At 50.6% G+C, this 24,895-nt stretch carries 25 protein-coding genes; 13 read left to right on the forward strand and 12 right to left on the reverse strand.

The genetic code is table 11. The features are described 5' to 3' along the window. Positions 1-33: 33 nt before the first annotated feature. Together phaR and R2K28_RS06345 are read right to left on the reverse strand one after the other, a co-directional pair. Positions 34-489, reverse strand: a complete 456-nt coding sequence (phaR, locus tag R2K28_RS06340) for a polyhydroxyalkanoate synthesis repressor PhaR (RefSeq protein WP_116446313.1) — start codon at positions 487-489, stop codon at positions 34-36. Positions 490-723: 234 nt separating this feature from the next. Next, positions 724-1,908 carry an acetyl-CoA C-acetyltransferase gene (locus R2K28_RS06345; protein ID WP_316368521.1) on the reverse strand — a complete coding sequence of 395 codons (1,185 nt, stop codon included), beginning with the start codon at positions 1,906-1,908 and terminating at the stop codon, positions 724-726. A gap of 259 nt (positions 1,909-2,167) precedes the next feature. Here R2K28_RS06345 and phaE point away from each other — a divergent pair, with 259 nt between their 5' ends. From phaE to nhaA, 3 genes are all read left to right on the forward strand, one after another. Then, positions 2,168-3,244 carry a class III poly(R)-hydroxyalkanoic acid synthase subunit PhaE gene (gene phaE, locus R2K28_RS06350; RefSeq protein WP_316368523.1) on the forward strand — a complete coding sequence of 359 codons (1,077 nt, stop codon included), beginning with the start codon at positions 2,168-2,170 and terminating at the stop codon, positions 3,242-3,244. Between the two features lie 148 nt (positions 3,245-3,392). Further along, on the forward strand, positions 3,393-4,418 hold the full coding sequence (locus tag R2K28_RS06355; RefSeq protein ID WP_442871432.1) for a class III poly(R)-hydroxyalkanoic acid synthase subunit PhaC: 1,026 nt from the start codon (positions 3,393-3,395) through the stop codon (positions 4,416-4,418). 265 nt (positions 4,419-4,683) lie between these two features. Next, entirely contained in the window at positions 4,684-5,910 is a 1,227-nt protein-coding gene (nhaA, locus tag R2K28_RS06360) for a Na+/H+ antiporter NhaA (RefSeq protein WP_316368526.1), read from the forward strand. 32 nt (positions 5,911-5,942) lie between these two features. On the opposite strand, the gene R2K28_RS06365 is transcribed toward nhaA, so the two are convergent. Continuing rightward, complete coding sequence (locus R2K28_RS06365; protein ID WP_316368528.1) at positions 5,943-6,875, reverse strand: NAD(P)H-binding protein; 933 nt, start codon at positions 6,873-6,875, stop codon at positions 5,943-5,945. 118 nt (positions 6,876-6,993) lie between these two features. After that, complete coding sequence (locus R2K28_RS06370) at positions 6,994-7,425, reverse strand: hypothetical protein (RefSeq protein ID WP_316368529.1); 432 nt, start codon at positions 7,423-7,425, stop codon at positions 6,994-6,996. 439 nt (positions 7,426-7,864) lie between these two features. On the opposite strand from R2K28_RS06370, the gene R2K28_RS06375 reads away from it, so the two are divergent. Further along, positions 7,865-8,359, forward strand: a complete 495-nt coding sequence (locus R2K28_RS06375) for a Crp/Fnr family transcriptional regulator (protein ID WP_316368530.1) — start codon at positions 7,865-7,867, stop codon at positions 8,357-8,359. Between the two features lie 31 nt (positions 8,360-8,390). On the opposite strand, the gene R2K28_RS06380 is transcribed toward R2K28_RS06375, so the two are convergent. Beyond that, positions 8,391-9,359 carry a YbgA family protein gene (locus tag R2K28_RS06380; RefSeq protein WP_316368532.1) on the reverse strand — a complete coding sequence of 323 codons (969 nt, stop codon included), beginning with the start codon at positions 9,357-9,359 and terminating at the stop codon, positions 8,391-8,393. 98 nt (positions 9,360-9,457) lie between these two features. Between R2K28_RS06380 and R2K28_RS06385 the strand changes: the two genes are divergently transcribed. Beyond that, positions 9,458-9,892, forward strand: a complete 435-nt coding sequence (locus tag R2K28_RS06385) for a group II truncated hemoglobin (RefSeq protein WP_316368534.1) — start codon at positions 9,458-9,460, stop codon at positions 9,890-9,892. 48 nt (positions 9,893-9,940) lie between these two features. On the opposite strand, the gene R2K28_RS06390 is transcribed toward R2K28_RS06385, so the two are convergent. From R2K28_RS06390 to R2K28_RS06400, 3 genes are all read right to left on the reverse strand, one after another. After that, positions 9,941-10,147 carry a hypothetical protein gene (locus R2K28_RS06390; protein ID WP_316368535.1) on the reverse strand — a complete coding sequence of 69 codons (207 nt, stop codon included), beginning with the start codon at positions 10,145-10,147 and terminating at the stop codon, positions 9,941-9,943. 708 nt (positions 10,148-10,855) lie between these two features. Further along, complete coding sequence (locus R2K28_RS06395; protein ID WP_316368536.1) at positions 10,856-12,397, reverse strand: hypothetical protein; 1,542 nt, start codon at positions 12,395-12,397, stop codon at positions 10,856-10,858. 258 nt (positions 12,398-12,655) lie between these two features. Continuing rightward, entirely contained in the window at positions 12,656-12,850 is a 195-nt protein-coding gene (locus tag R2K28_RS06400; protein ID WP_316368537.1) for a hypothetical protein, read from the reverse strand. 59 nt (positions 12,851-12,909) lie between these two features. Between R2K28_RS06400 and R2K28_RS06405 the strand changes: the two genes are divergently transcribed. The 4 genes from R2K28_RS06405 to R2K28_RS06420 all read left to right on the forward strand — a co-directional run bounded on the left by R2K28_RS06405 (position 12,910) and on the right by R2K28_RS06420 (position 17,324). After that, positions 12,910-14,997 carry a hypothetical protein gene (locus R2K28_RS06405; RefSeq protein WP_316368538.1) on the forward strand — a complete coding sequence of 696 codons (2,088 nt, stop codon included), beginning with the start codon at positions 12,910-12,912 and terminating at the stop codon, positions 14,995-14,997. Between the two features lie 297 nt (positions 14,998-15,294). Further along, entirely contained in the window at positions 15,295-15,927 is a 633-nt protein-coding gene (locus R2K28_RS06410; RefSeq protein WP_316368540.1) for a YdbL family protein, read from the forward strand. Positions 15,928-16,017: 90 nt separating this feature from the next. Continuing rightward, complete coding sequence (locus R2K28_RS06415) at positions 16,018-16,434, forward strand: GNAT family N-acetyltransferase (RefSeq protein WP_316368542.1); 417 nt, start codon at positions 16,018-16,020, stop codon at positions 16,432-16,434. A gap of 26 nt (positions 16,435-16,460) precedes the next feature. Beyond that, a complete protein-coding gene (locus tag R2K28_RS06420; protein ID WP_316368544.1) occupies positions 16,461-17,324 on the forward strand; it encodes an NHL repeat-containing protein in 864 nt (287 codons plus the stop codon). On the opposite strand, the gene R2K28_RS06425 is transcribed toward R2K28_RS06420, so the two are convergent. Continuing rightward, positions 17,300-17,923, reverse strand: a complete 624-nt coding sequence (locus R2K28_RS06425) for a histidine phosphatase family protein (protein ID WP_316368545.1) — start codon at positions 17,921-17,923, stop codon at positions 17,300-17,302. The genes R2K28_RS06420 and R2K28_RS06425 overlap by 25 nt on opposite strands. A gap of 278 nt (positions 17,924-18,201) precedes the next feature. Further along, positions 18,202-19,332: a PQQ-dependent sugar dehydrogenase gene (locus R2K28_RS06430; protein WP_316368546.1), complete on the reverse strand. Its 1,131-nt coding sequence runs from the start codon at positions 19,330-19,332 to the stop codon at positions 18,202-18,204. A 634-nt stretch (positions 19,333-19,966) separates the two neighbouring features. On the opposite strand from R2K28_RS06430, the gene arfB reads away from it, so the two are divergent. The 3 genes from arfB (at position 19,967) to R2K28_RS06445 (ending at position 22,393) form a co-directional block, all read left to right on the forward strand. Then, positions 19,967-20,383, forward strand: a complete 417-nt coding sequence (gene arfB / locus R2K28_RS06435) for an alternative ribosome rescue aminoacyl-tRNA hydrolase ArfB (RefSeq protein WP_316368547.1) — start codon at positions 19,967-19,969, stop codon at positions 20,381-20,383. A 135-nt stretch (positions 20,384-20,518) separates the two neighbouring features. Beyond that, positions 20,519-21,817 (forward strand): citrate synthase, encoded by a 1,299-nt coding sequence (locus tag R2K28_RS06440; RefSeq protein ID WP_316368549.1) that lies wholly within the window; start codon positions 20,519-20,521, stop codon positions 21,815-21,817. A 36-nt stretch (positions 21,818-21,853) separates the two neighbouring features. Next, positions 21,854-22,393, forward strand: coding sequence for a YaeQ family protein (locus R2K28_RS06445; protein ID WP_316368550.1), 540 nt, complete (start codon positions 21,854-21,856; stop codon positions 22,391-22,393). Between the two features lie 7 nt (positions 22,394-22,400). Here R2K28_RS06445 and R2K28_RS06450 read toward each other — a convergent pair whose 3' ends face one another. After that, positions 22,401-23,078, reverse strand: a complete 678-nt coding sequence (locus R2K28_RS06450; protein WP_316368552.1) for a thiopurine S-methyltransferase — start codon at positions 23,076-23,078, stop codon at positions 22,401-22,403. 214 nt (positions 23,079-23,292) lie between these two features. Here R2K28_RS06450 and R2K28_RS06455 point away from each other — a divergent pair, with 214 nt between their 5' ends. Further along, complete coding sequence (locus tag R2K28_RS06455) at positions 23,293-24,285, forward strand: serine/threonine protein kinase (RefSeq protein WP_316368553.1); 993 nt, start codon at positions 23,293-23,295, stop codon at positions 24,283-24,285. 13 nt (positions 24,286-24,298) lie between these two features. Here the strand turns inward: R2K28_RS06455 and greB are convergent, their stop codons facing one another. Then, the gene (gene greB / locus R2K28_RS06460) at positions 24,299-24,802 is read right to left on the reverse strand and encodes a transcription elongation factor GreB (protein ID WP_316368554.1); all 504 of its coding nucleotides are present in this window, start codon (positions 24,800-24,802) and stop codon (positions 24,299-24,301) included. Between the last annotated feature and the right edge of the window lie 93 nt (positions 24,803-24,895).

Below are 24,895 nucleotides of genomic sequence, written 5' to 3' on the forward strand. Positions count from 1 at the left end.
ACTAATTAAGATTATTTTCTTGGCATGGAAACCTTATGAATCATCTTTTTTCGTATTGGAAAAACCTGCCGCAGTAAAAAAATCCTTCTGTAAATCTGTCCATATTTTCATGTTGTTCTGGGCCAGATTGGTCATGGCGGTAAATGGGTCTTCACCCATATTCTTTTTCAGTTGCTCCTGCTGGGCAGTGAACATACCGAGGCTCTGTTCCAGATAGTTGCCGAATATTCCCTGCAGGGTGCCGCCGTAAAAACGAATGATCTGGGAGAGCATATTGGCTGTGAAGAGGGGTTCACCGCCAGATTCTGTCTCTAGAATGATCTGTAGCAGGATATTGCGGGTAATGTCTTCCTCAGAGGTGGAATCCACCACCTTGATCGATTCACCGCTGATAATCAGTTGGCGCAACTGGGTCAGGGTTATGTATTTACTCTGCTCAGTATCGTACAACCGACGGTTGGGATATTTTTTAATAATGCGATCAGACATGGCCCTGCAACTTTTCCTGGATGTATACGCCGTCCAGTTTACCCCAAACCTGGCATCGAGAATAATCGAGAAGGCGTTAAAAGGGGGTAGATCGGGTTTCAGATGCTCTTTTTAGGCTTAGATGAGTGGTGTGCAGATCCATTGGTGGGCCGGGTGCGGCCCAGCCGCACTCAACCCACCGGCAGACTGGAACCATACTTTCAGTCCCAACCTGGTGACATCTCAAGTTGGCCTTCAGGCTTTCTCCACCGCCATGGCGACACCTTGGCCACCACCGATACATAGGGTGGCCAGGCCCTTCTGCGAGCCACTGCGTTTCATCTCATGCAGCAGGGTGACCAACACGCGGCACCCGGATGCCCCTATCGGGTGTCCCAAAGCGATGGCGCCACCATGGACGTTCACCTTGCCAGTATCCCAACCCATCTCCTGATTCACGCACATGGCCTGGGCTGCAAAGGCCTCGTTGGCCTCGATCCTGTCCAGGTCATCGATCTGCCAGCCGGCTCTTTCCAGGCACTTGCTCGATGCGGGTATGGGACCGGTGCCCATGATTGAGGGATCAACACCGGCAGATGCGAAGGCAACGATCCGTGCCATAGGGGTGAGCCCCAGCTCCTTTGCCTTGGTCTCGCTCATTACCATCACCACCGCGGCGCCATCGTTGAGTCCGGAGGCGTTGCCTGCAGTGACACTACCCTCTTTGGAAAAAGCGGGGCGCAGTTTGCCGAGAGACTCTGCAGTAGTACCCGGGCGGGGAAATTCATCCCGATCGAAGATGATGGGATCGCCTCTGCGCTGCGGGATTTCTACGGGGATGATCTCATCGGCGAAGACATTCTCATTCAAGGCGGCCTCTGCCTTCTGTTGCGAGACGGCTGCAAAGGCATCCTGGTCCTCACGGCTGAGATTGAATTTCCCAGCGATATTCTCGGCGGTGGTGCCCATATGGTAGTTGTTGAATGCGTCCCAAAGGCCATCGGTAATCATAGTGTCGATCAATTTCCAATCACCCATTTTGCTGCCTTTGCGCGAATTGGGGAGGACATGGGGGGCCATGCTCATGTTTTCCTGACCGCCGGCGATGACCACCTCCGCATCACCACAGGCCACGGCCTGCATGGCTAAATGTACCGCTTTCAGGCCGCTGCCGCAGACCTTGTTGATGGTCAGGGCGGATGTTTCAACCGGTAATCCGGCGGCTATGGCTGCCTGTCGGGCGGGATTCTGGCCGCTTCCCGCAGTCAGAACCTGGCCAAGGATCACTTCATCCACCAGTTCCGGTTTAACCCCGGTACGCTCAAGCAGACCCTTGATAATATTTGCGCCGAGCTGATGGCCAGGGATACCAGCAAGGCTGCCACCAAATGTACCGATAGCGCTTCGGGCTGCGTCGACGATGACGATATTCTCACTCACGTTGGCTAATCCTCATGTTTTATGTTTATTAAATGGCCCGTCAACAGGCTCAAAACGGACAATGTATGGCGTTTCACATCTGCTTTCGGAACATGCGAACGCTGACTGCAGCCTATGTTTTAGCAAAAAATGTTGCAGCGCACAAATTTTATTGCTAGCTTATTGAGGCATGAGTGTTGAGTTTAGGTTTTTTTCCGTCTCGACACATGATGAATCAATGACACCAATCGACACTATGTCGCTAACACGGGACTAAACCATGAGTGAATCTGCATTCTGGAACGAGGACTGGATGAAGACCCAGCAGAAATACTGGGAAAACTGGACCGATATGAGCCGTCAGGCAATGGGAATGAAGCAGCCGGTGAAGTCACCTATGGAGAGTGCAATGGAGCACTGGTGGCAGGGCCTGTCACCCGGGACCAATGACATGACCCGTGATTTTATGAACAAGATGATGGCCCAGACCCAAAGTTATTTCCGTATGGCCGAGGGTTATTACAAGAATGCCGGTGATAGCCAGAGCTGGATGGATACGGCCAATCGCACAGTTGCCGATCTGCAGAAGCTGTTTAGCGGGAACATGGAGAGTGTTTTCGGCAACTCCGAGGCCGCTGGCGACGATGCCCTGCATAAGATGATGGCCTTCTGGGAGATGCCGATGGATAACTGGCAGCGGATGATCTCCTCACTCTCCCTGATGCCCGGCGATCTGCTGCGCAACATGCCCCATAGCGGTGGTCTGGATCGTTTTCTCAGCGCTCCCGGTCTCGGTTATACCCGGGAAGAGGAGAGACAGTACAAGCAGCTGACGCAGCGTGTCGTGGAATACCAGCGTTGCCTGGGCGAATACATGGGATTCTTTTCCAACCTGGGTCTGCTTTCGGCCAATCGCTTGAAAGAGAAGATCGATTCGCTGATGGATGAGGGCAAACAGGTGGATAGCGCCCGTGGACTCTATGATCTCTGGGTCGGCAGTAGCGAAGAGGTCTACGGTGAACAGGTGATGACTCCTGAATATGCCAAGATTCACGGTCGCCTGGTGAACAGCCTGATGGGGCTGAAACAGAAGCTTGGTCAGTTGGTGGATGAGGCGCTGGGTGGTTTGAATATGCCAACCCGCAGGGAGCTGCGCACCCTGCAGGATCGTCTCCAGGAATCACGCCGCGACACCAAGGCCATGCGAGCCGAGATCGAACTGCTGAAAGAGCAGCTCATCGAAATGCGCAATCTGGCGACTAGCAAGCCAGAGGCGAGTGCGGCCAAGACGAAGAAGAGTTCTGCGCCGAAGAAAAAGGCAGTGGCGAAAAAAAGAGTGGCTGCCAAGAAGGCCTAGGCTGACAGCAGCGACAAGGGTAAATGAATCCATCCGAGTGAGATGAATAGTTAGCCTGTTTGCTGAAGTGCCGTGCGAGCAGACTGAGGATTTGAGGAGAATAGACGTGCAACCATTTAATTTACGCCCCGACCAGCTAGCCGAAGAGATGTTCGACTACAGCCGTAAACTGGGTAAGGGGGTTGAGAACCTATTGAATTCCGAAAAGATCGATACCGGTGTAACCCCAAAGGTAGAGGTCTACCAGGAAGACAAATTGAGTCTCTACCGCTATGAATCGCCCGCCGATGTGGTTCAGAATTCAGTACCGACCTTGATTGTCTATGCCTTGGTGAATCGACCCTATATGACGGACATTCAGGAGAATCGCTCCACCATACGCAATCTTCTGGCGGCGGGGCAGGATGTCTACCTGATAGATTGGGGATATCCCGATGAGGCGGATCGGGCGGTGACCATGGATGACTATATCAACGGTTACATGGACCGTTGCGTGGATGTGATCCGCAAACGTCATAAACTCGATAAGATCAATATTCTGGGCATCTGTCAGGGTGGTGCCTTCAGCCTCTGTTACAGCTCGTTGCATCCCGATAAGGTCAAGAATCTAATTACCATGGTCACACCGGTGGATTTCAAGACCCCGGACAATATGCTTTCCGCCTGGGTTCAGCATATGGACGTGGATCTGTTGATCGACACCCTGGGTAATGTGCCGGGTGAGCTCCTTAACTGGACCTTTCTCTCACTCAAACCTTTCAGTCTCACCGGCCAGAAGTATCTGAGCATGGTGGATGTGCTGGAGGATGAGGATAAGCTGAAGAACTTCCTGCGTATGGAGAAGTGGATTTTCGACAGTCCCGATCAAGCGGGTGAGACCTTCAGGCAATTCGTGAAGGATTTTTATCAGAACAACGGTTTTCTGGAAGGCGGTGTAACAATTGGTGGCCGCCCTGTGGATTTGAAGAACGTTACCTGTCCTGTGCTCAATATCTATGCGGAGCAGGACCACCTGGTGCCCCCTGATTCCTCCCGAGCACTGCGTAATCTGACCGGCACCAAGGACTATACCGAGCTCTCCTTCCCTGGTGGACATATCGGTATCTATGTCAGCGGTAAGGCGCAAAAGCAGGTGCCGCCCGCAATTGGCAAGTGGTTGGACGAACGTTCCTGACAGATTGCATTGAATGATCCTCCGCCGGTAGTCTCTACCGGTTTTTTAGGGGTGCCGCCTGGCACCCCTTTTTTTTTCCAGATTGGATAGCCAACGTCTGTTTACTCAGAAGCCATATCTATTGTGCTGAAAATTGTCGCTCCTTTATCCATATACTGATAGCTTGTTGATGTCTCGCCTGAAAAATATCATCCTTTTTCAGGAGCAGTGTTAGGATTAGTGGATGGTTGTTTGAATCCTCACCCACCAGTGGAATTATCGGCAAATGGCACAAGAAAGAGAATACTCGAACGAAATATCGAAATGGTTGCAGGATTTTATCCGCCAGGATTCCGCCAGTGGCATACTTTTGATTATTGCCGCTGTATTGGCCTTGGTGCTTGAGAACTCACCCTTGAGTTGGTTCTATGATGCCCTGCTTGATACGCCCGTTGAGATTCGCATCGGTGAGCTGCAACTTGCCAAACCCCTGTTGCTGTGGATCAACGACGGTTTGATGGCGGTATTTTTTATGTTGATCGGGCTCGAAGTGAAGCGGGAGTTTCTTGAGGGAGAGCTCTCCCGCCCGGACCAGATCATTCTGCCCGGATTGGGTGCGATCGGTGGCATGCTGGTACCCGCTGCCATCTATTACTGGTTGAATCACGGCGATCCGGCAGCCTTGAACGGCTGGGCGATCCCCGCCGCCACGGATATCGCCTTTGCCCTTGGGGTTATATCCCTGTTAGGCAGGCGTGTGCCTGTTTCCCTGCGGGTCTTTTTGATGGCACTGGCAATCTTCGATGACCTGGGGGCGATAATCATAATCGCCATCTTCTATACCGCGGACCTATCCTTTGCCAGCCTGATCATCGCCCTGGTGGCAATTGTGGTGCTGTTTGTCTTGAACATAATGAACGTGTCCCGGGTTTCAGCCTATGTGCTGGTGGGAGTGATTCTCTGGATTGCGGTATTGAAATCTGGCGTACATGCCACCTTGGCAGGCGTGATCCTCGGACTCATGATCCCTCTCAAGGATGCAAACAACAGTCAACGTTCTCCTCTCAAGGAGGTGGAGCATGGACTGCATCAATGGGTGGCGCTGTTGATTGTACCCATATTTGCATTTGCCAATGCGGGTGTATCCCTCTCGGGTCTGACCTTTGAGTCATTGCTTGAGCCGATACCACTGGGCATAGCCGCGGGTCTCTTTCTCGGTAAGCAGATCGGTATCATGCTGTTTTGTGGTGTAGCCATCATGCTTGGTTTTGCCAAGCTACCCAGCGGTGCCAGCTGGTCGGGTTTCTATGCGACCACGATACTGTGCGGCATCGGTTTCACCATGAGTCTCTTTATTGCATCGCTGGCCTTTGAACAGGGAGGTACCAGCACTATTATCATGGGAGACCGCCTAGGTATCCTGCTTGGCTCCGCACTTTCCGCCGTGGTTGGGTTTCTGATTCTGAAAATGTTGAATCCCGCAATCGCCGAGGGAGGATCGAGGTCTGACTAAGTTTGCTTTTTTTAATTACGGGATAGCACTGATCAGCCCCCGTTTTCCACGATATAGCCGAGGCTCTCTTTGTCAAAGCTGTGCGGTTGTATCTGGCAGAGGTTGAATATCTTTTCGCCACTGCAGACATTTCCCTTCAGTAACATGCGAATCTGGTCTCGACTGATGGGAAACCATGGGAATCTATCGAGTGCGGCTGCGGCCAATGAAGGGGCGAATGCCGGTACCGGAAGCATGAGCTTGTGCTTACCAAGGGTTTCAGCGATGGTTTTCAATATCTCTCGCCAGGTGAGGTTTTGCGGGCCGCCCAGGGTGTAGATATCACTGTAGGTCTCTGGCCTGTCAAGTGATAAAACAAAGGACTCGGCCACATCCTCCACGTGTACCGGAGAGAGCTCGAAACCACCGGGTTTGGAGGGGATCAGGCCTTCATAAAATAGTGGTGCGGGTAGGGGAGAGTCGATGATATCCCGCTTCAGCATGGTGACGAATTCAAGCCTTCCATGGGGATTGCCGAAGATTACGGAAGGGCGGAAAATAGTCCAATCAAGGCCACTGCCTGGGAGGTGGTTTTCCGCGGCCAATTTGGTCTTCTGGTAGGGCGTCAGACCAAGTTCGACACCGTTGGCACTCATCAGGAGAAAACGTTTGATCCCCTGTTCTTTTGCCACAGAAGCGGTTTTGATGACCCACTCGTGCTGAAGTTTGTCGAAGGTGATTCCCTTGGAGGGATATTCCCTGAGGATACCGATGTTGTAGATCACCGCGTCGACCCCGGTCAGTAGACGCCTAAGTGATTTATTATCTTCGATATCCCCGCTTACCCACTCGAAAGGTTGGGTTGGTTTGAATGAGTGAGAAGAGTCCTCTCTAACCAATAGTCTGGGTGTATGACCATGTTGTAGCAGTTTCTCCGTCAAATAGTGACCGACAAAGCCAGTGCCGCCCAATAGTGCCACTTTCATGACGTCTCTCCCTCTTGTTACTATTGGTAATTATTGTATTGTAATAGATATAAGTTTTTCCGTTGCAAAGAATAAGGTTACAAAAAATCACATTGCATAATTTTTCCCGGCAAGTGACTTACCGAAACGGAATCTGTTGTTCTCGTAAGGTCATTTGCAGTTCATGAAATGCCTGCTTGATATCCCCCCTGCCACGAATACCGAATTCAATATAACTATTCGCACCCAGGGTGGGAAGACTGAATGTCTTTAGCTCGGGAAAACGTTCATTGAACTGCACCATAATAGCCACAAGCGCGCTCTCAGGGGTATCTATGACTTGCAGGGATAGTTCACTAAGCTGTTGACTTGATGAGGGGTATAACTGATCCAGGATCCATTCGGCCATGGGCCAGGCCATTTGCGGGAATCCGGGTAAAAAATGGTGCTGATTAATCGAGAATCCTGGAATCTGGTTATAGGGATTGGGAATGAGTTCGGCCCCCCTCGGCAGGTTGGCCATCTCTACCCGGGTTGGATAGGCCTCTTCGCCATAGCGCCTTTCAATCAAAGCTACCGCCTCAGGATGATAATCCAGTTCAACCCCAGCTGCTTGCGCGGCGCAGGCCCTAGGTGTAGTCCCCTGTGATCCAGTAATTCTCGGAAATAGGCGAAATGCCTGTCCTCTCTGCCCCCGAGGAGTATTTCATCGCCGATGATGATAAGTCCAAACGATCTGTTCACGGTACTTTTCTAATCTCATTGGTATACGGCATGTCCGCATCCTGCCTTCATGGATGTGAAGGAGCAGATTCTTGGCTAATGTAACACTGTTATAGCAAACTCCACTGGGGGGTGTCTCCACGATTTTGCTGTCTGTTTATACTTTGGTATCTGGTCTATCCTAATTGACATACTATCCGAGAAGTAGTCATCTTGGATTGGGGGTTCGTTATCGTCTAAACCGTTCACGCGCTGATGGCTGAGCAACACTCTGACGAGGCTACACTATGTTATCTGGCAGATTGAAAATCCTGCAGGAGATGCCGATCTTCGGCGGTGTAAACGAAGCCTCTCTCAAGTCAATACTTGACAAGGCCAGGATCGTCAAGGTGGAGATAGGCGGTTACTTTTTTCGTGAAGGTGATCTGGATAATTCAATCTATATCATTGAGCAGGGTCAGGTGGCGGTGTATCGATATTCGAATGAAAAGCGCTACAAACTCCGGGAGCTGGGCGAGGGGGACTGTTTTGGAGAGATGGCGCTAATGGACTGTAAACCCCGCAGTGCGGAGGTGGTGGCACTCTCAGACAGTAGTGCGATTCAGGTGACAGCCGCACAGTTGGCCGAACTCTATGTCTCCAATTCGGAACAGTATACATTGATCTATATGAACCTGGGGAGAGAGGTTTGCCGGCGTCTGAGAGATGCCGATTCCCGGCTGTTCATACACGATATCGAATCAAGAGAGAGCATGAAAAACAGTGGAGCCGCACCAGGCTGATAAGACATAGCCCGAGAATGAGATTGGGTTTTCAAATAGTGTTTCTTAGTCCAAGGGAGTCCGGGTGCGGATGTAGATAGATTTGCCTTGACATGTAACTGTCCGGATGGTGTCTGAAGTAGTGCCTGAACAGGGTTATCGGGACGATGAGTGGTGTTTCGCCTCGGCGATAGGCCTCTATACTGGCAGCCAACTCCCTTTTGTCATCGCTGCTGATAAGTTTTTTCAGATATCCCATGATATGTTGCAGAACATTGGCATGCCTTTTTCGGGTGACACGCCGTTTCAATGTCGGCATCAATTCTTGAATATAGTCGTCGGCTATTGTGCTCAGATCCATGTCAGAGAGGTTAGAGAGTAGTCTGCCAAGGCGTTGGTAGGCTGCCTGCGAATGGGCCATAACCAGATATTTATGATCAGTGTGAAAGGCGATAAGAGTAGCGGGAGTGAGTCCGGAAACTAATAGCCTTTTCCATCGATGATAGACATAGACACGATTAATGAAGTTTTCTCTGAGCACATAATCATTCAGCCGGCCCTCCTCTTCAACAGGTAACAGGGGCTGATGATGCATCACTATTCTGGCGAATACACCTGTACCCTTTCGCAAATTCTGGTGACTGGTTTCTGAGTAGACCTTGACCCGTTCCATACCACAACTGGGAGAGTTTTTTTTCAATATATAGCCACTGATATCCCGTAACTCATCTGCCTTTTTAGCAGCGAATTGTTCCATTTTGTCAGTGACATCCCAGTTGGGATCAGCGACTCCCACCAGGCGAGGATGTACATGGTCACCCATAAGCCGGATCGTGGGACGAGGGACGCCGAGGCCGATTTCAGCTTCAGGGCAGATCGGTAAAAACTCAATATACTTACCCAAGGTCTCGATAATATATCGATCCTGTTTATGTCCACCATCATAACGAACATTATGCCCGAGTAGACAGGCACTGATAGCAACTCTTGGCTGGGCTGCAAATGGGGTGTTATCTGTCATTCTTGAATTCTCACCGTGTGTGCGGTTAGACTCCCTTTATATCCTATCTTTTACAAAAGATTTACCATCCACAATTGTAGTTATTAAGGTAAAGGTTGATGAATCAGCATCAAACGGCCTACCAAAAAATGGGTGGCGAAAAAACTGTTCGGCAACTGGTTGACAGATTCTATGATCTGATGGACCAGCAACCAGAGGTAGAAAAATTACGCCAATTACATGCTAAAAGCCTGAAAGTGTCCCGGGAAAAACTGTTTCTATTTCTATCCGGGTGGTTCGGCGGTCCGGATCTCTATGTGCAAAAGTATGGTCATCCTAGGCTCCGTGCCAGGCACCTGCCATTCAGTATCGGTATCGAGGAGAGGGATCAATGGATGCATTGTATGCGCCAGGCGATGTCGGATGTGGGATTGGATGCGGGATTGCAACAAAAGCTAGATCAGGCATTTTTCAGAACAGCTGATTTCATGCGCAACCGGCAGGAAGCGGATCAGGACAAGACCTTCAAGATATTGCCTGCTGGTGAGCAATAACAGAGAAAACGATATACTTACTCCTATGTTGATCAAGGCCTTAGCAGTTTACTCCAGCCAGATTCCTTTTCCCGCAAACCACTCCTTATCGATACGCCAGTTAACCTGGTCGATATCCTCCCGACTAAGGACCAGTTTACGGACCTTGGATTGAACTGCTGCCAGCTCCTGCTGTGCCTCGATAAGTTTTGGGTGTTGATCGTTTAGGCTTTTGAGGTCGGGCCTGATCAGACCGATAAATCTCACAGCAGGCATCTCTCTTGATCTGGGAGATGACATGACCGCAGTGTTTCCCTGTATTTCCAGTGCCCTGAAGGGATAGGGATAAGAGGATATCTGCGAATCCTGTTTTAGCATGGTATCTATCTCGCCGACGCGGAAGTCCAATGTCACTAACCACGCAAACAGCAGACTAAGACATATCCCCGCTAGGATGGCCGCATAGATTTTAGTACCTCGATCAAGACTCATCATTTGCCCTCCACTTGTGGTCCAAGGCTACACAGAGCGCTCGAACAGGGACAATGACAATCCTCAGTGATGTGGATTTATTCTTGCTCTACTGCTAGGGCCTGTTAACACTAATCCAATGCACTCTGTTGTGCCTGAAAAAGCGCCAATCAAGGCGCGAGGAGAGAAGTTTGGTCACTCCAAATGAACGACGAGCAACGCTGAGTGGCGCTTTTTCAGGCGCAACCCGAAGGGCTGGGGCTGTTTTTGCGCCCAGCGGTGTTATCATTCGCTCATGTAGCGGTGCTACACCACGCTCATTCTGCCTTGCTGGGCGCAAAAACAGTCCCAGCAGAGTGCATTGGATTAGTGTTAACAGGCCCTAGTGAGACAAGGGCCTGGAATCGAGGTGCAAAATAAGCCAGTGTGCAGAGCAGGTAAAGCAGGGTAGGTCGGGTGAGGGGTTTGTGCCGGCTGGCACTGATTCCCCTCACCCCAGGGTTCTTGAGCCTGTTACTCTGTGATAAACGATTGCACCTGTTGCATGGAGTGTACCGATGGCCGGTGACGTTGAATCATCTTCGGCAGCCTGTTCAATGCTGATGAAGCATCATTCGCAGCGGGAAAGTTACCGTAGATCAATGCATATTTGCGGGTACTTTTAACGCTAACCGGCAGGTAAGCAAGCTCGTCATCCAAATAGGTGTGATAGCGTTCCGCCAGTTTATACATCTCTTGCTTGTCGTTGACGGTTGCAATATGAATCGTATGGTTCTCGGCAGGCTGGTTGGCAACCCATTTGGATCCGTGAATGACATTGCCATTACCGAATGTCTTATGTGGACGCATATTGGTGACGCGACCATCCAGGGTTTCAACCTGGTCGCCTATAGTGACCAGACGGTCATTGATAGCGGAGATTTCATTGTTTACGACTTGCTGTGATTCCGCTGTCTGTTTGCTGAGCAGGCCAAGTTGTGAATCGGTCGCGGCAAGCTGATTATTGGTTGAGTTGATCCCGGATTGCAAAGCGGTATTGGTCTGGGATTCGGAACGCCAATTGCTATATTCAGTGCCCATGAAAGCAACAAAGGCGAGAACCAGCAATGCAATCATTCCACCCAGGATGCGAAAATGACGCTTTTCCAACATAATCAATGAAACCAGGGCCTTGGCACCTCTTTCAACACGCTCTTGAAGATCACTGATCTGACCGCTGTGCTCTTCACTACGTTCACGCAGATCGTCGATGGCATCGGATAGCTCGGAACTGCGCTTAGTCAGCATTGTTGTCGACCTTGACAGCTCCCGGCTCTTCTTGGTCAGCTCTCCAGCGGAACCCTCCACTTCGGCTACGCGTTTCTCCAGGGCCTGATCCACCGCCTGTAATTTCAGCATCCGCGCCTGGCTGGATTTGATCTCCTCTTCAGCCCGGTCGAGGTTCTTGCTGATCTCTATATTTTCATCAGCCAGGTTTTGGTCCCGCTCCTCGCTGCTTTTTGCCAGGCTGTCAATCTCTGCCACCAGTGCGTTTTCCAGATCCTGCAGCATCCTGGCATTGTCTTTGATGCTTTTGTTCAGGGTTTGAGAGGTCTGTTTTGATTTTTTTCCCAGTTCATCGGTACGTGCGATCAGTGCTTGATAGCCGTCGCTGAGCAATCCTATGTCGGAGTCGGATTTATCACTGACCTGATTGATCTGCTTGGAGATCGCCTTTATGTTCTTGCTGATGTTGGCGGACTTGTCCGATAGGGATTTATAGGCATCATCGAGGGCGCCTAGTTGTTGATAGGTTTCAGAGACCTTTGAAGTCAAATCGCTTCCCTTGTCACTGAGGTGGGAGAGGCTGCTTTTGACGCTGCGATTGGTCTTACTCAACTCGCTTCTGAGATCATCCAGGTCTGTGTCGATCTTGCCGATTTTATTGTTCAGTTCGTTCGGTAGCGATGGAGATGAGGCTGTGCCTTCCAATTCAATCAGGTTCTCTTTCTGTTTGGGATTATCGGATGATGTCGAGGTGATTGTTTTTTTACTTGCTGAAGATCTTTTAGCCATGAAATTACCCCTTGTTTCTGCGCCGAACATGCATGCTGATTCCATACGAATGAGAATCCTTAGGTACGGTAAATTAGCATATTATAATATAGATAGATAATTTGATTTATTAGAGGATTATTCACAGAACTATAGAGTGGATAATAACTCATTGAAATTAGGGAGAAATTACAGAAATAAGGCGATATTTTGAGCTTTATGGGGGGCTCAGCTCTGACAGGATGGCTGTTATTTTAGCTACATGGCTAACCCATGGGCCTAGTGGCTGGTGTTGATGCTACCTGTATGGTCTTCACTTGCGTGGCCTTTATCTGAAAAACCGGGGTAATCTTCCACACGCCAGCGCTGCTCAACATGATCGTTTTCATCGACGAAGCGGAGTTTCGACCATGACGCAAGACTCACGATGAAAACCAGGATCAAGACGATGGCGACGTTCTTCGGGGTGAACATGTAATAAATCTCCAATCAGCCCCATCCAAAGGAAAGAAAGATCTGGAATGGGGTGTAATATGGAGTTTACTCCAGGCAACACGATTTCCATGGGTAAATATCACATACTTTATTTAGGGTTTGGCGGGCTGATTCTGTTGCTGACGCTTCCGCTGCGTACGGATGCGGATTTGCGGATGGGTCTGTCAATTGAAAGATTGAGTGCCAGCGGATGGGCCATGCAGGATATCAAAATTGACCTTGGTTTGGTTGGTGCTGCACAGCTAACCGTTCATCTGACTGCCGCTTCATTCAAACACGATGCACTGCCTGGGGGGGTTGAGGGTATTCGCCTGGATTGTCCGTTGCAACTGAAGCAACAAACCTATCAATGCAGTGATGGACGTTTGAGCATCGCCAAATCCCCGTATGGACCACAGGAGCTTAAGGTCAGTGGCGAGTTTGTGGATAGTGAACACCTGACAATCAATGCTCATGGCGTGAAGTTGGCGCAGGGCGAAATAGACGTTGAACTCGAATTGAACCAGGGACGCTGGGATCTTGCGCTGCAGGGCGAGCGTTTGAAATTGCAGCGCTTGGGCCGACAATTTGCTGCGGATCTCCTGCCTAAAGACTCCGATCTCTCCGGTGACGCAAAAATGGTCGCACAACTGTCAGGTTTCAAGGCTGATCCTGAGAGGCTCGATTTGACCCTCCAGGTTGCCAAGTTCGCGTATGCGGATGTGGAGGGGCTGCGGGTTGCCGAGGATGGAGAGTTCAGGTTGGACCTTAAGGCTCAGCGAAAAGGTTCTGACTGGCGGGGGGATACCAGGCTTTCATTAAGCAATGGTCAGTTCTATTCAGATCCTTTTTATGTGGAGGTGACCAAAGAGCCGCTATCGGTTGAGTGTCAGTGCCAATGGAGGCCTTCCGCAGATTTGTTGCTGATCCATGCCGCAAAGGTCGTTGTGCCACAGGTCATGCAATCACAGGGTAGTGCCAGGGTCGATATGTCTACGGGCGAGATATTGAGCGCCGAGATAGATCTACACAGCGATCGCGTGGGCAGCCTGTATAACCTATTCCTGCAACCGATGCTGATAGGCAGCTTGGCGGATGATGTCGAGGCCTCCGGAATGTTGCATACACAAATAGGATTGAAAAATGGACAGCTGCAAGGTGTGCGCGCCACCCTCGAGGATATCAACCTGGACGACCGACAGGGTCTGTTCGCACTGTATGGGGTGAATGGCCGGTTGGCATGGAACAGAGAGAGCCATCCCGACAGGTCACACATATCGATTCAGGGGGGGCAACTCTACCGCATCGATTTTGGACCTGTGGATATCCATGCCCATGCGCAACAGGGGGAGGTCAGATTGGAACAACCGGTTGATCTGCCTCTTTTGCATGGAACGCTGCAAATCGACCAGCTGCATTCCCAGGGGTTGCTTATCGACGCACCTCAGTGGACCACCAGCGCCCAGGTTAAAGATATCTCTCTTCAGGCACTGGCCGAGGCCTTTGACTGGCCGCCCATGGAAGGGAAACTGCATGGCAGCATTCCAAATGTTCACTATCAGCAGAAACGCATGGGCATGGATGGAGAACTGGTAATCGACGTATTCGGTGGCACGATTCGAATGGGCAAGCTATTGATCGAAGAGCCCCTGGGCCGGGTACCGGAGCTTTTTGCAGAGCTGCAGCTGTCCGGTCTGGATCTGGCTCAGATTACACAAACCTTCTCATTCGGACATATCCAGGGGGGTCTCGAAGGGGAGATTGCCGATCTGCACCTCGCCAGTTGGGAGCCGATTGCCTTTAATGCGCGCTTCAACACGCCGGACAATGACCAGACACCCCATCGCATCAGTCAACGGGCGGTGGATAATCTGACTTCATTGGGCAATGGCGTGGGCAGTGGCCTGTCCAGTACCTTTCTCGGCATCTTCAAGGAGTTTCGATATAACCGAATAGAGTTACGGGCTAAACTCGATGGAAATACCGCAGAGTTAGGTGGGATGGATCATGCGGATGGCGGCTACTACCTGGTTAAAGGTTCAGGCCTGCCAAGGATCGACGTGATTGCGAGGAACCGGCAGGTTGCCTGGAAGACTCTCTTGGAACGCCTGAAAAATATTCGTGTCGAAGGGATGGAGATGAGGTAGTGTGTGAGTGGCCTCATGGGACCGATTTGGCACTTTTATCAGTGTCATTTATAGTCATACTTAGTGTCCGTCGGGGAACAACGAGTATTTTTTTCTAGCCCCCGGCCCCTGACGGTTGTCTTTCTCCGACGCCCCGACAGCACATCCCTGTGCTGGCGGGGCTTACGCGGCATCCCTGCCGCTACTGCGAAAGACAACCGTCAGGCGCCTACCAATGTTCGTATTGTGACTGGATGGATACTGGTGACTACATCGATTTTTTGACAGCCGAATTATTTATATCTAAGGAATCAAACGATGCTGAAGCGTTTTCTAGCTTATCCCTTTATGGCACTGGGTCTGGTTGCCTGTGTAACAATCAATATCTATTTTCCCGCCGCTGCCGCTGAAGAGGCAGCACGCACCATCGTGCGCGATGTGCTTGGTGAGGAGGCAGCGCCTGAACAAGAGAAACCGGCACCGAAACAAGAATCGACAAAGGATGATAAACAGTCTTCACAGGATATTCTAAAATCGACCCTGTCGCACACCTTGACCGGGGTGGTGGATTTCCTGGTACCGCCAGCCCAGGCGGCGCAACCGAATATCGATATTGAATCGCCGGCCATACGTAAACTGCGGGCATCCATGTCCGACAGACAGAGCGGTCTGGCAGGCCACTACCGGTCTGGCGCCCTTGGCTTCACCAACAACGGATCGGTGGCCGTCCGGGACCTGAAGCTGATACCTCTGCGTGAGCGAAATAGAGTGAAGAAACTGGTGGCGGATGAAAATGGCGATCGTAAAGCACTGTATGCGGAGATTGCCCGCGCCAATGGACAACCCCAATGGGAAAAAAATATCCGTGATACCTTCGCCCGGGTATGGGTGGAAGAGGCGCCTAAGGGATATTGGTACCAGGATGGCAAGGGCAATTGGCGCCAAAAGTAGCTCGCAAACAATGCCAGCCCAATAACCGTGATAGTAGACAGGACGAATATAGCGTTTGCGAAGATATCCGATGCCGTTGAAATCGGGTTGATGTCAAAAAATGATATCGAATATGGCCTGGGCTGGCGATACACGCCGGATAGGGTTGCAAAACTTATTCTAAGTAGTTCGAAAAATGTCGTGGTGGCTAGAAGGGATTCTGAATTGGTTGGCTTTGGGGTAATGACCTATCAGGAAGACCAATCTAACCTGGATCTTTTAGCGGTCAAACGAAACTTCCGACGCATGAAGGTAGGTTCTCATATTGTAGAGTGGTTGGAGAAGGTTGCCGTAACGGCTGGCGTATTTAATGTATTTGTTCAAGTAAGAACGAGAAACACTGGCGCGGTTATGTTCTATGAAAGTATAGGTTATTCAGTGATGGATGAGGATAAGAACTATTACAGTGGCGTTGAAGCGGCAGTCTTGATGGTTAAAAGTTTAAGGCGGATGTATAGGGCAACATAACATCACATCGAATACGATCATTTGACATGAAATTACAGTTTGCTGCCACATTACTGTTGAGCTTGATAGTATGGCCGCTGTACGCCGAGGTCTCGGCAACGTTAGTGCAGGCGAGTAGGCCGATACTGTCAAACCCACATGACCTTAAATTGTCTCCCGATGGAAGCTATCTATTCGTCTCTGACGTGGGTAACAATCGCATCGCCATCCTCGACCCGCAAACACTCGAATTGATCGATGCATTTGGCGAAGACCATCAATCCGGCACTCACGACATCGACTTCGATAGCATGGGCCGGGCCTATGTCGCCGATACCCACAATAACCGCGTAATCATCTACTCGATAAGTGATACAAATGCCAACCAGGTCGGTGAGCTGTCAACAGGTATCAGGGGCCCTGAAGGAGTCCTGGCCCACCCCAATGGTCGTATCTATGTAGCTGGTGCCTGGTCGAATAACCTGGTGGTGTTTGAAAACGGTGTGGTGGTGGATGAACTTCGCGGATTGTCATCACCGCACGATCTCGAACTCGCGGCCAATGGATTGGACATCTGGCTGGCTGATGCGGGCAATGACCGCATACTGTTGCTATCTTCAGAGCTTGCGGTGAAAAGAGAATGGTCCGGTGACACCTACAATTTCGATGGTGTGCGCTACATGGATCTGCTCGATGATGGTAGCCTGGTCGCGGCGGACAAGAATAACCACCAGATCAAGTTCATCACACCCGATGGCAGGCTTGGCCTGGTGCTCGGTGATGGTAAACCAGGGTTCGGCGCCAACAAGTTTACAACCCCCGAAGGGGTGGAAGTACGCGGAACCGATCTTTGGCTGTCGGATTCCGGCAACGACCGCATCCTTCGTTACCGTTTGAGGCTGTCACCCTGAGGTCGCATATCGACCTCGAGCATCCGGCGCCAGCGCTCAGGGGGGATGCGTGCAATCACATCGAATCCACCCTTGCCATCGGCAAGAAACACCACACCCTCGCCCTCATCCGGGTAGACCGGTGTCGCCTCTCGAGCAACATTTCCGTGGGCCACGACGACCCTGTTAGCGCCAGCAGCAGGCGGTGTCGATAGCAGGCGTTGCGCACTCGCAACGATTTTGTCGCGCCCACCGAAATAACCGGCACTCCGCAGGTTCATGACAACAGTAGTCGAGACTACAGGCCCGACATCGAACAGCTTTGCTGTTTCCATCGTCCTGCAATAGGGGCTTGCCAATACCTGTCCCACCGGAATTCCCAGGTCGCGCATCGCCTCTCCGATAGCTCTCGCCTCAGCACGACCGCTGTCCGAAAGTTGCCGCATTTGGCTGACATCACAACTCAACCAGTCCCCGGCCTTTGTGACGCGATCCTGCTTCGACCAATCAGTGGCCACATGCCGAAAATAGAGTGTGTAACCCCCGCTGCGCAATTGTGCGAGCAACTCGGTTTCATCGACTGCAATGACCGCTTTCGGGCCGAGGCAGACAAGTAGCATCAAAAAAACCAGGAATTTTCCAGACAGCTTCGCACTGGTGGGTGACCGCAGCATGCCGCAGCAAAGAATCCCGAGCCGATGATTTTGAATTTTGTAAATCATGCTCTTCTGGTGCCCCTATAAACTTTACATGTGCCTATGGGAATGAGTCCCGATGCTGGTGATTGTTCTCGAGCATAGACAAGGTAATTATCTTTTACACCGGTTTGGACAAAGGACTGCATCGCAAGACAGGAGGCTCGTTAAAAATGTAACTGTGAAGCGTATATTGGTATGCACTAAGGTTTGGGGAATAATCGAATGAGCTTTCCGTTATTTGCATCGACTAACAGGTAGATAAGACCATCTGGTCCCTGTCGCACATCCCGGATTCTGCCAAACTCATCGCTTACGAGGCGCTCTTCATGGGTAACGGTTTCGCCATCCAGTTCCAGCCTTACGAGTTGGTTGAACTTGAGTGAACCGATAAACAGGTTGTGCTTCCAGTGCTTGAATTTTTCACCCGTATAGAAGGTCATGCCTGAAGGCCCAATGGAGGGAACCCAATAGTGAATAGGCTGAACCATGCCTGGCTTGTGTGTGCCTTCACCGATTTTTGTCCCGATGACATAGTTCACACCATAGGTGATAACAGGCCAGCCGTGGTTGGCACCGGGGTCGGGTATGTTTAACTCGTCACCGCCTTGAGGACCATGTTCGTGGGTCCACAGCTTGCCACTTTCCGGGTGCAGGGCCGCTCCCTGAATATTACGATGTCCATAGCTGTAGATCTCTGCCAACTTGTCGCCTTGGCCAATGAATGGATTCTGTGGTGGTACGCTTCCATCATCATTGATTCGGATTACAGAACCCGCGTGATCACTGAGATCCTGGGCGCGGGGGCGATCGCCACGATCACCAAGGGTGATATACAGCTGCCCCTGACGATCAAACACCAGGCGCGATCCGAAATGGTTACGTGTTGGGGTTTTTCGGCTCATGCGGAAAATAGTTTGTAACTGTTCCAGATAACGTCCTTGCAGCTTGCCCCTGGCCACAGTGGTACCGTAGGTCCCACCATCCGGTTCGGCGTAGGAGAAATAGACCCAACGATTATGCTTGAAGTCCGGGTGCAAGACGACGTCAAGCAGGCCGCCCTGTCCATGCTCTCTAATCCTTGGAAGACCCGTGATTGGTTTCGCCTCCAGTTCGCCTTGGCGATTGACATAACGAAGCGTTCCACGCTTTTCAGTGATGAGCATGCCACCGTCAGGAAGAAAAGCGACAGACCAAGGCTTGTATAGTCCTTCAACCAGGGTTTCATAGTCGATGAGGTGTTTTTCCGTATTGATGGCGGCTGCTGAGGCATTGATAGATATCGACAAAAGCAGCGCGGTAAGGAGAACAACTAGTTTATGGTGGTATCTCATTCCGAGCCTCGTTATTGAAAGTGTATTGTCTAAACAGATGGGTTGAATTAATTTCAGAAAAAATCAGATGACCGGCAAAATTGTTATTTAGGCCTGATACGAGTATAGGTAGAAAATATCACTGCTGTCTCGTTAACTTTCGTTTACTCCAGAACCAGTCGTAAACGCCCCTCTCCCTTGACGGGAGAGGGGTTGGGGAGAGGGTGTGCGTCAAGCGCTTGATAAAATTGAAGCGTAAACAGCATTCACCCATCAATACCTATGATGCTGATTATTGAAGCAGATGATGGTATTGATTATACCCCCTCTCCCCCGGCCCCTCTCCCGCCAGGGGGAGAGGGGGGTTACTCTCCCCGTGTATTTGCCACCCTGATGTATTTATGTTTTCTTCAGTCCATCATCTTGTCCTGCCTACTGTTTTTGATGTCTCAAACCTCACTCGACAAGAGAAATCAAGTAGGATTAACCTGTTAACACCATAATGGCCGAAGTTAACGGGACAGCATTGAGAAAATATCCATAATTTTCTTCAGTATTAGGTGACTGGCCTCTGGATCATGAGATCCGAGGTGCTAGTATAGAGAAGATTCTACTATGCATATAAAAAGAAATTAATCATTTGGTGGTTGGTCCCATGGCGCTGAAAATATCCAAGCATGTCTCAATCCCTGAGAATGAGATCGAAATCAGTGCTATTCGTTCACAAGGAGCGGGTGGGCAGAATGTCAACAAAGTGGCATCTGCCATTCATTTGCGTTTTAACATATTCAGCTCTTCGCTACCTGATCACTATCGCCACCGGCTTTTGAAACTGAATGATAAAAGAATCAATAAAGATGGCGTTGTCATAATCAAAGCACAACGCTACAGAGATCAGGAAAGAAATCGACAGGATGCATTGGAAAGACTTCTATTGTTAATTAGGCGTGTTATAGAAAAACCTAAGAAACGTATCCCAACTAAACCGACAAAGGCATCCAATCATCGTCGACTGGAGAGTAAAACCAAACGTGGAAGACAGAAGGCATTGCGGCGTAAAGTGGATGAATAAAGTTTGTCACTACTGCTTGCAATAGAACATCAACAACTGCCATCTGTCTAACACAACAGCCCCCTTGCCATGGCGCATATTATGCGTTTTTGTAAGAACTCGGGTCGTGCCCGTAACACTTCGGGAGAATAACAAATGACAGAAAAACATTATTTAATTCAAGAGGATACAGCACAGAAGAAAATCGATCTTGAAGTTATGAAACCGGTTCAGGGACCACTGGCCGTTGATGTGACAAAGCTCTATCGGGATCAGGGAATACTGACTTATGATCCCGGATTCATGTCAACGGCAAGCTGCGAAAGTAGTATTACCTATATCGATGGAGAAGCCGGAGTTCTGGAGTATCGAGGTTACCCCATCGAGCAGCTGGCGAAACAGGCGGACTACCTCGAGGTTGCCTATCTTCTGCTGTATGGGGAGTTGCCGAATCGAAGCCAACTGCTAGAGTTCGATCACATCATCACCCATCACACCATGCTGAATGAGAATCTCAAGGATTTCTTTGGTGGTTTCCACTATGATGCACACCCGATGGCGATCATGGTCGGTGTGGTCGGTTCACTATCGGCTTTTTATCACGACTCATTGGATATCAACAATCCCCGGCATCGTGAAATCTCAGCCCATCGTCTGATTGCAAAGATGCCGACGATTGCCGCTGCCAGTTATAAGCACAATATAAGCGAGCCGATTGTCTATCCGGACAATGACCTCTCCTACTGTGCCAATCTGTTGCAAATGATGTTCGCAACCCCCTGCGAACAATACCAACCAAATCCACTCGCGGTTGAGGCAATAAATCTTCTGTTCATCCTCCATGCCGATCATGAACAGAATGCCAGCACTTCAACCGTCAGGCTGGCTGGCAGTTCGCAGGCCAATCCATTCGCCTGTATTGCCGCAGGTATTGCATCACTATGGGGTCCCGCTCATGGTGGCGCCAATGAGGCGGTGTTGAACATGCTGACCGAGATTGGAGACCTCTCCAACATCGATAAGTATATCGCCAAGGCGAAGGACAAGAAGGACCCGTTTCGATTGATGGGGTTCGGGCATCGTGTCTATAAGTATTACGATCCACGCGCCAATATCCTGCGTGAAATGTGCACAAAGGTGCTTAATGAGCTTGCGGACAGTAATAATCCCATGTTTGAACTGGCGCTCAAGCTGGAAGAGATTGCCCTGAAGGATGAATATTTCCTGCAGCGTAAGTTGTATCCGAATGTGGATTTCTACTCAGGCATTATCTATCGGGCATTGAACATACCGAATAATATGTTTACGGTGATGTTTGCCATTGCACGTACCGTCGGTTGGGTCTCCCATTGGCTGGAGATGATGAGCGATCCGTTGCAGAGAATTGGCCGACCCCGCCAGATCTATATGGGCTCACCTCGCCGTGACTTCGTTCCGCTGGATGAGCGATCATAGTGGTTTGAGAGATCAACAAGCACAATAAAGGTAGTTATGGCCCTGAAGGCAACCATTTTTAAAGCAGAGCTCCAGATCTCCGATATGGAGAGAGGGCATTACCAGACTTACAACCTGACCTTGGCGCGACATCCCTCCGAGACGGATCAGAGGCTGTTGATCCGCCTGCTTGCATTTGCGCTAAATGCCGACCAGGCTCTCAACTTCACCAGGGGGTTGTCTACCGATGACGAACCAGAGCTGTGGCACAAGAACCTGAGCAATGAGATCGAATTATGGATCGAATTGGGGCAACTGGATGAGAAGCGTCTGCGGCGTGCCTGTGGTTTGGCGAAACAGGTCATTGTCTATCTCTATGCAGAACGCAGTGCGTCTGTATGGTGGTCCCAGCAGCAGGAGATGGTGCAGCGATTTTCAAACTTGCAGATAGTCATGTTATCTGTGGTTGGGGATAGCCAGCTTGAATCTCTTGCTCAGCGGAACATGTCCCTGCATGCCACGATTCAGGATAATCAGGTCTGGTTATCTGACGATCAGCAATCGGTAACCATCGATATCCAAAACTGGTTTCCATGAGATCCGGCTACTTTAATAGATAGACATGCTCCAACATCTGGCTGACGCCTTTTTCCCGGTAGCGGTCGGTATCCTGCAGGATATTCAAGCTATGCAGGTGCTGGATGGAAAAACGTTGCTTGAACAGGGCTCTGACTTCATCATCTGAAACACTGAAGGGAGGGCCGTCCATCTCTCCCTGGGGATACTCCATGGTGATCAATAAAACCTTTGCCTGCTCGGGGAGAAAACGCTCCAGCATTTGTGCGTAGTGGATACGCTGATCTGGATTCAGTGCTACCAGGGAGGCCCGGTCATAGACTGCATTGACGTCACTGTTATCGATCTGTTCAAGGTCAAATATGTCGCCACAATAGATCTCGAAGGGTCCGTCACGCCAGCACTCAAAGTCACCTAAGTACTCAATTCTGGGCTGAAGGGCATGCTCTTTGAAAAAGGCCTCAATCGCCAACGGGCTCAATTCGACTCCACGGATACGGTATCCATGACTGGCCAGCCAGACCATATCCCTGCTTTTACCACAGAGCGGGGCCAATACCATTGAGCCTTGGGGTAGATACAGGGCGTGCCAATGGTTCAACAGATGTTGGTTGAACTCCACATGATGCCAACCGATGTTGTTTTCTTTCCAGCGCTGCAGCCAGTTGTCGTTTGGTGCTTTGAGTCTGTCGTCCATTGGTGTCATGATGCTGCCTGTTTAGTCACATAACGGTGAGGCCGTAAATATTCATTTGAAGTGTGGTCTTAGGCAGCTCGTTGCCCGGGCTGTTATTAACCAGGAACTTTAATGGGTCAAGTGCAAGACTGCAAGAATCCCGGCGTTCCAAGTTAAGGCACTACTGTTGATGATTGGCGTCAAACAAAATAACCACAGTTCAATTCAGAGTATCAGATAAGAGATGGAAGCAGATTCGCAAGAGCAGGCGTTTGCCACACTGACACCCGATGCACTACTGGATGCCGTGGAATCGACCGGTGTCAGCTGTAGTGGACAGATGCTGGCCCTCAACAGTTATGAAAACAGGGTCTATCAAGTTGGCCTGGATGACGGGCCGCCATTGGTGGCCAAGTTCTATCGCCCCAATCGCTGGAGCGATGAGGCGATCCTGGAGGAGCACCAATTCACCATTGAATTGGCCCAGCAGGAGATACCGGTCATCGCCCCCATCATTGACGAGCATGGCAAGACCCTGTTGTACCATGAGCAGAGCCGCTTTGCCCTCTATCCCTGCAAGGGTGGGCGCGCACCGGAGTTGGATGACCCCAGTCATCTGCTTCAATTGGGCCGTTTTATCGCCAGGATACACCTGTTGGGTTCCACCTGTGACTTCGAGTATCGGCCAGGCATCGACCTGGAGAGCTTCCTGCATCAGCCTAGTAGCTATCTTCTGGAGCATGGATTTATCCCTGCTCACCTGGTCACTGCCTATGAAACCCTGCTCTCTGATCTGATCGACCGGATCGAGTCCTGCTATGCCAGCGCCGGGGCCTTCAAAACGATTCGATTGCATGGCGACTGCCATCCCGGGAATATCCTGTGGCGAGACGAAGGGCCGCAAATTGTCGATTTCGATGATGCCAGAATGGGTCCCGCAATCCAGGATCTGTGGATGTTTCTCTCCGGTGATCGTGGTTACATGAGCGAACGGGCGGCGGATCTGCTGGAAGGGTACAGTCAATTTTACGATTTCAATCCCGCGGAACTCCACTTGTTGGAAGCATTACGTACCCTGAGGCTGGTCCACTATGCAGGGTGGTTGGGCCGGCGTTGGTATGATCCTGCCTTTCCCAGGGCGTTCCCCTGGTTCGACAGCATGACCTTCTGGGAAGAGCATATCCTGACCCTGCGTGAGCAACTGGCAAAGATGGATGAGCCACCCATAGCGGTGTGAGGCCGGTACGAGGCTATCGATCCTCGTCATATCGGATATCCACAATCCAGTACTGTCTCATACCACTTGGCGTCTCGACTGTGATTTGGTCGTCCAGACTGCGTCCCAGCAGGGCTTGTGCCAGGGGGGAATCCAGGCTGATGTAATCCGCCTGCATACCAATCTCATCCGGTCCGACTATCCGATAACTCTGTTCGCTACCGTCTTTGTCCTCCAGCCACACCCAGGCGGAGAAAAAAACCTGTTGTTGATTGCCCGGTAGTTGATCGACGACCTTGAGAGCCGGTAGTCTCTTCTGTAAATAGCGGATACGCCAGTCGATTTCACGCAACTCCTTTTTGCGATAGATGTATTCCGCGTTCTCTGATCGGTCCCCCTCGGCAGCTGCTGCGGCCAACGCCTTGGTTACATCCCGCCGACGAACCCATAGTCCCTGTTCTTCCTGTTTGAGCTGTGCATACCCGGTTTGTGTGATATAGGGGGATTTTGCTGGAGCAGGCGGCTTGTATCGTCCCATGTTTCAATTCGACCAGGGTGAGATAGGTAACTTGAGGGTAATGTTAAGTCATAATCCAACTATGAGCACACTCAATATGCCCCGTCAACACTA

Origin of the sequence: Candidatus Thiodiazotropha sp. CDECU1 (assembly GCF_963455295.1) — a bacterium.
In the GTDB taxonomy this organism is placed as follows: Bacteria; Pseudomonadota; Gammaproteobacteria; order Chromatiales; family Chromatiaceae; genus Thiodiazotropha.

Coding starts and splice junctions, on each gene's coding strand:
- phaR (WP_116446313.1), bottom strand. CDS start 489: ATGTCTGATCGCATTATTAAAAAATATCCCAACCGTCGGTTGTACGAT.
- phaE (WP_316368523.1), top strand. CDS start 2,168: ATGAGTGAATCTGCATTCTGGAACGAGGACTGGATGAAGACCCAGCAG.
- R2K28_RS06355 (WP_442871432.1), top strand. CDS start 3,393: ATGTTCGACTACAGCCGTAAACTGGGTAAGGGGGTTGAGAACCTATTG.
- nhaA (WP_316368526.1), top strand. CDS start 4,684: ATGGCACAAGAAAGAGAATACTCGAACGAAATATCGAAATGGTTGCAG.
- R2K28_RS06365 (WP_316368528.1), bottom strand. CDS start 6,875: ATGAAAGTGGCACTATTGGGCGGCACTGGCTTTGTCGGTCACTATTTG.
- R2K28_RS06375 (WP_316368530.1), top strand. CDS start 7,865: ATGTTATCTGGCAGATTGAAAATCCTGCAGGAGATGCCGATCTTCGGC.
- R2K28_RS06380 (WP_316368532.1), bottom strand. CDS start 9,359: ATGACAGATAACACCCCATTTGCAGCCCAGCCAAGAGTTGCTATCAGT.
- R2K28_RS06385 (WP_316368534.1), top strand. CDS start 9,458: ATGAATCAGCATCAAACGGCCTACCAAAAAATGGGTGGCGAAAAAACT.
- R2K28_RS06390 (WP_316368535.1), bottom strand. CDS start 10,147: ATGCCTGCTGTGAGATTTATCGGTCTGATCAGGCCCGACCTCAAAAGC.
- R2K28_RS06395 (WP_316368536.1), bottom strand. CDS start 12,397: ATGGCTAAAAGATCTTCAGCAAGTAAAAAAACAATCACCTCGACATCA.
- R2K28_RS06400 (WP_316368537.1), bottom strand. CDS start 12,850: ATGTTCACCCCGAAGAACGTCGCCATCGTCTTGATCCTGGTTTTCATC.
- R2K28_RS06405 (WP_316368538.1), top strand. CDS start 12,910: ATGGAGTTTACTCCAGGCAACACGATTTCCATGGGTAAATATCACATA.
- R2K28_RS06410 (WP_316368540.1), top strand. CDS start 15,295: ATGCTGAAGCGTTTTCTAGCTTATCCCTTTATGGCACTGGGTCTGGTT.
- R2K28_RS06415 (WP_316368542.1), top strand. CDS start 16,018: ATGTCAAAAAATGATATCGAATATGGCCTGGGCTGGCGATACACGCCG.
- R2K28_RS06420 (WP_316368544.1), top strand. CDS start 16,461: ATGAAATTACAGTTTGCTGCCACATTACTGTTGAGCTTGATAGTATGG.
- R2K28_RS06425 (WP_316368545.1), bottom strand. CDS start 17,923: ATGCTACTTGTCTGCCTCGGCCCGAAAGCGGTCATTGCAGTCGATGAA.
- R2K28_RS06430 (WP_316368546.1), bottom strand. CDS start 19,332: ATGAGATACCACCATAAACTAGTTGTTCTCCTTACCGCGCTGCTTTTG.
- arfB (WP_316368547.1), top strand. CDS start 19,967: ATGGCGCTGAAAATATCCAAGCATGTCTCAATCCCTGAGAATGAGATC.
- R2K28_RS06440 (WP_316368549.1), top strand. CDS start 20,519: ATGACAGAAAAACATTATTTAATTCAAGAGGATACAGCACAGAAGAAA.
- R2K28_RS06445 (WP_316368550.1), top strand. CDS start 21,854: ATGGCCCTGAAGGCAACCATTTTTAAAGCAGAGCTCCAGATCTCCGAT.
- R2K28_RS06450 (WP_316368552.1), bottom strand. CDS start 23,078: ATGACACCAATGGACGACAGACTCAAAGCACCAAACGACAACTGGCTG.
- R2K28_RS06455 (WP_316368553.1), top strand. CDS start 23,293: ATGGAAGCAGATTCGCAAGAGCAGGCGTTTGCCACACTGACACCCGAT.
- greB (WP_316368554.1), bottom strand. CDS start 24,802: ATGGGACGATACAAGCCGCCTGCTCCAGCAAAATCCCCCTATATCACA.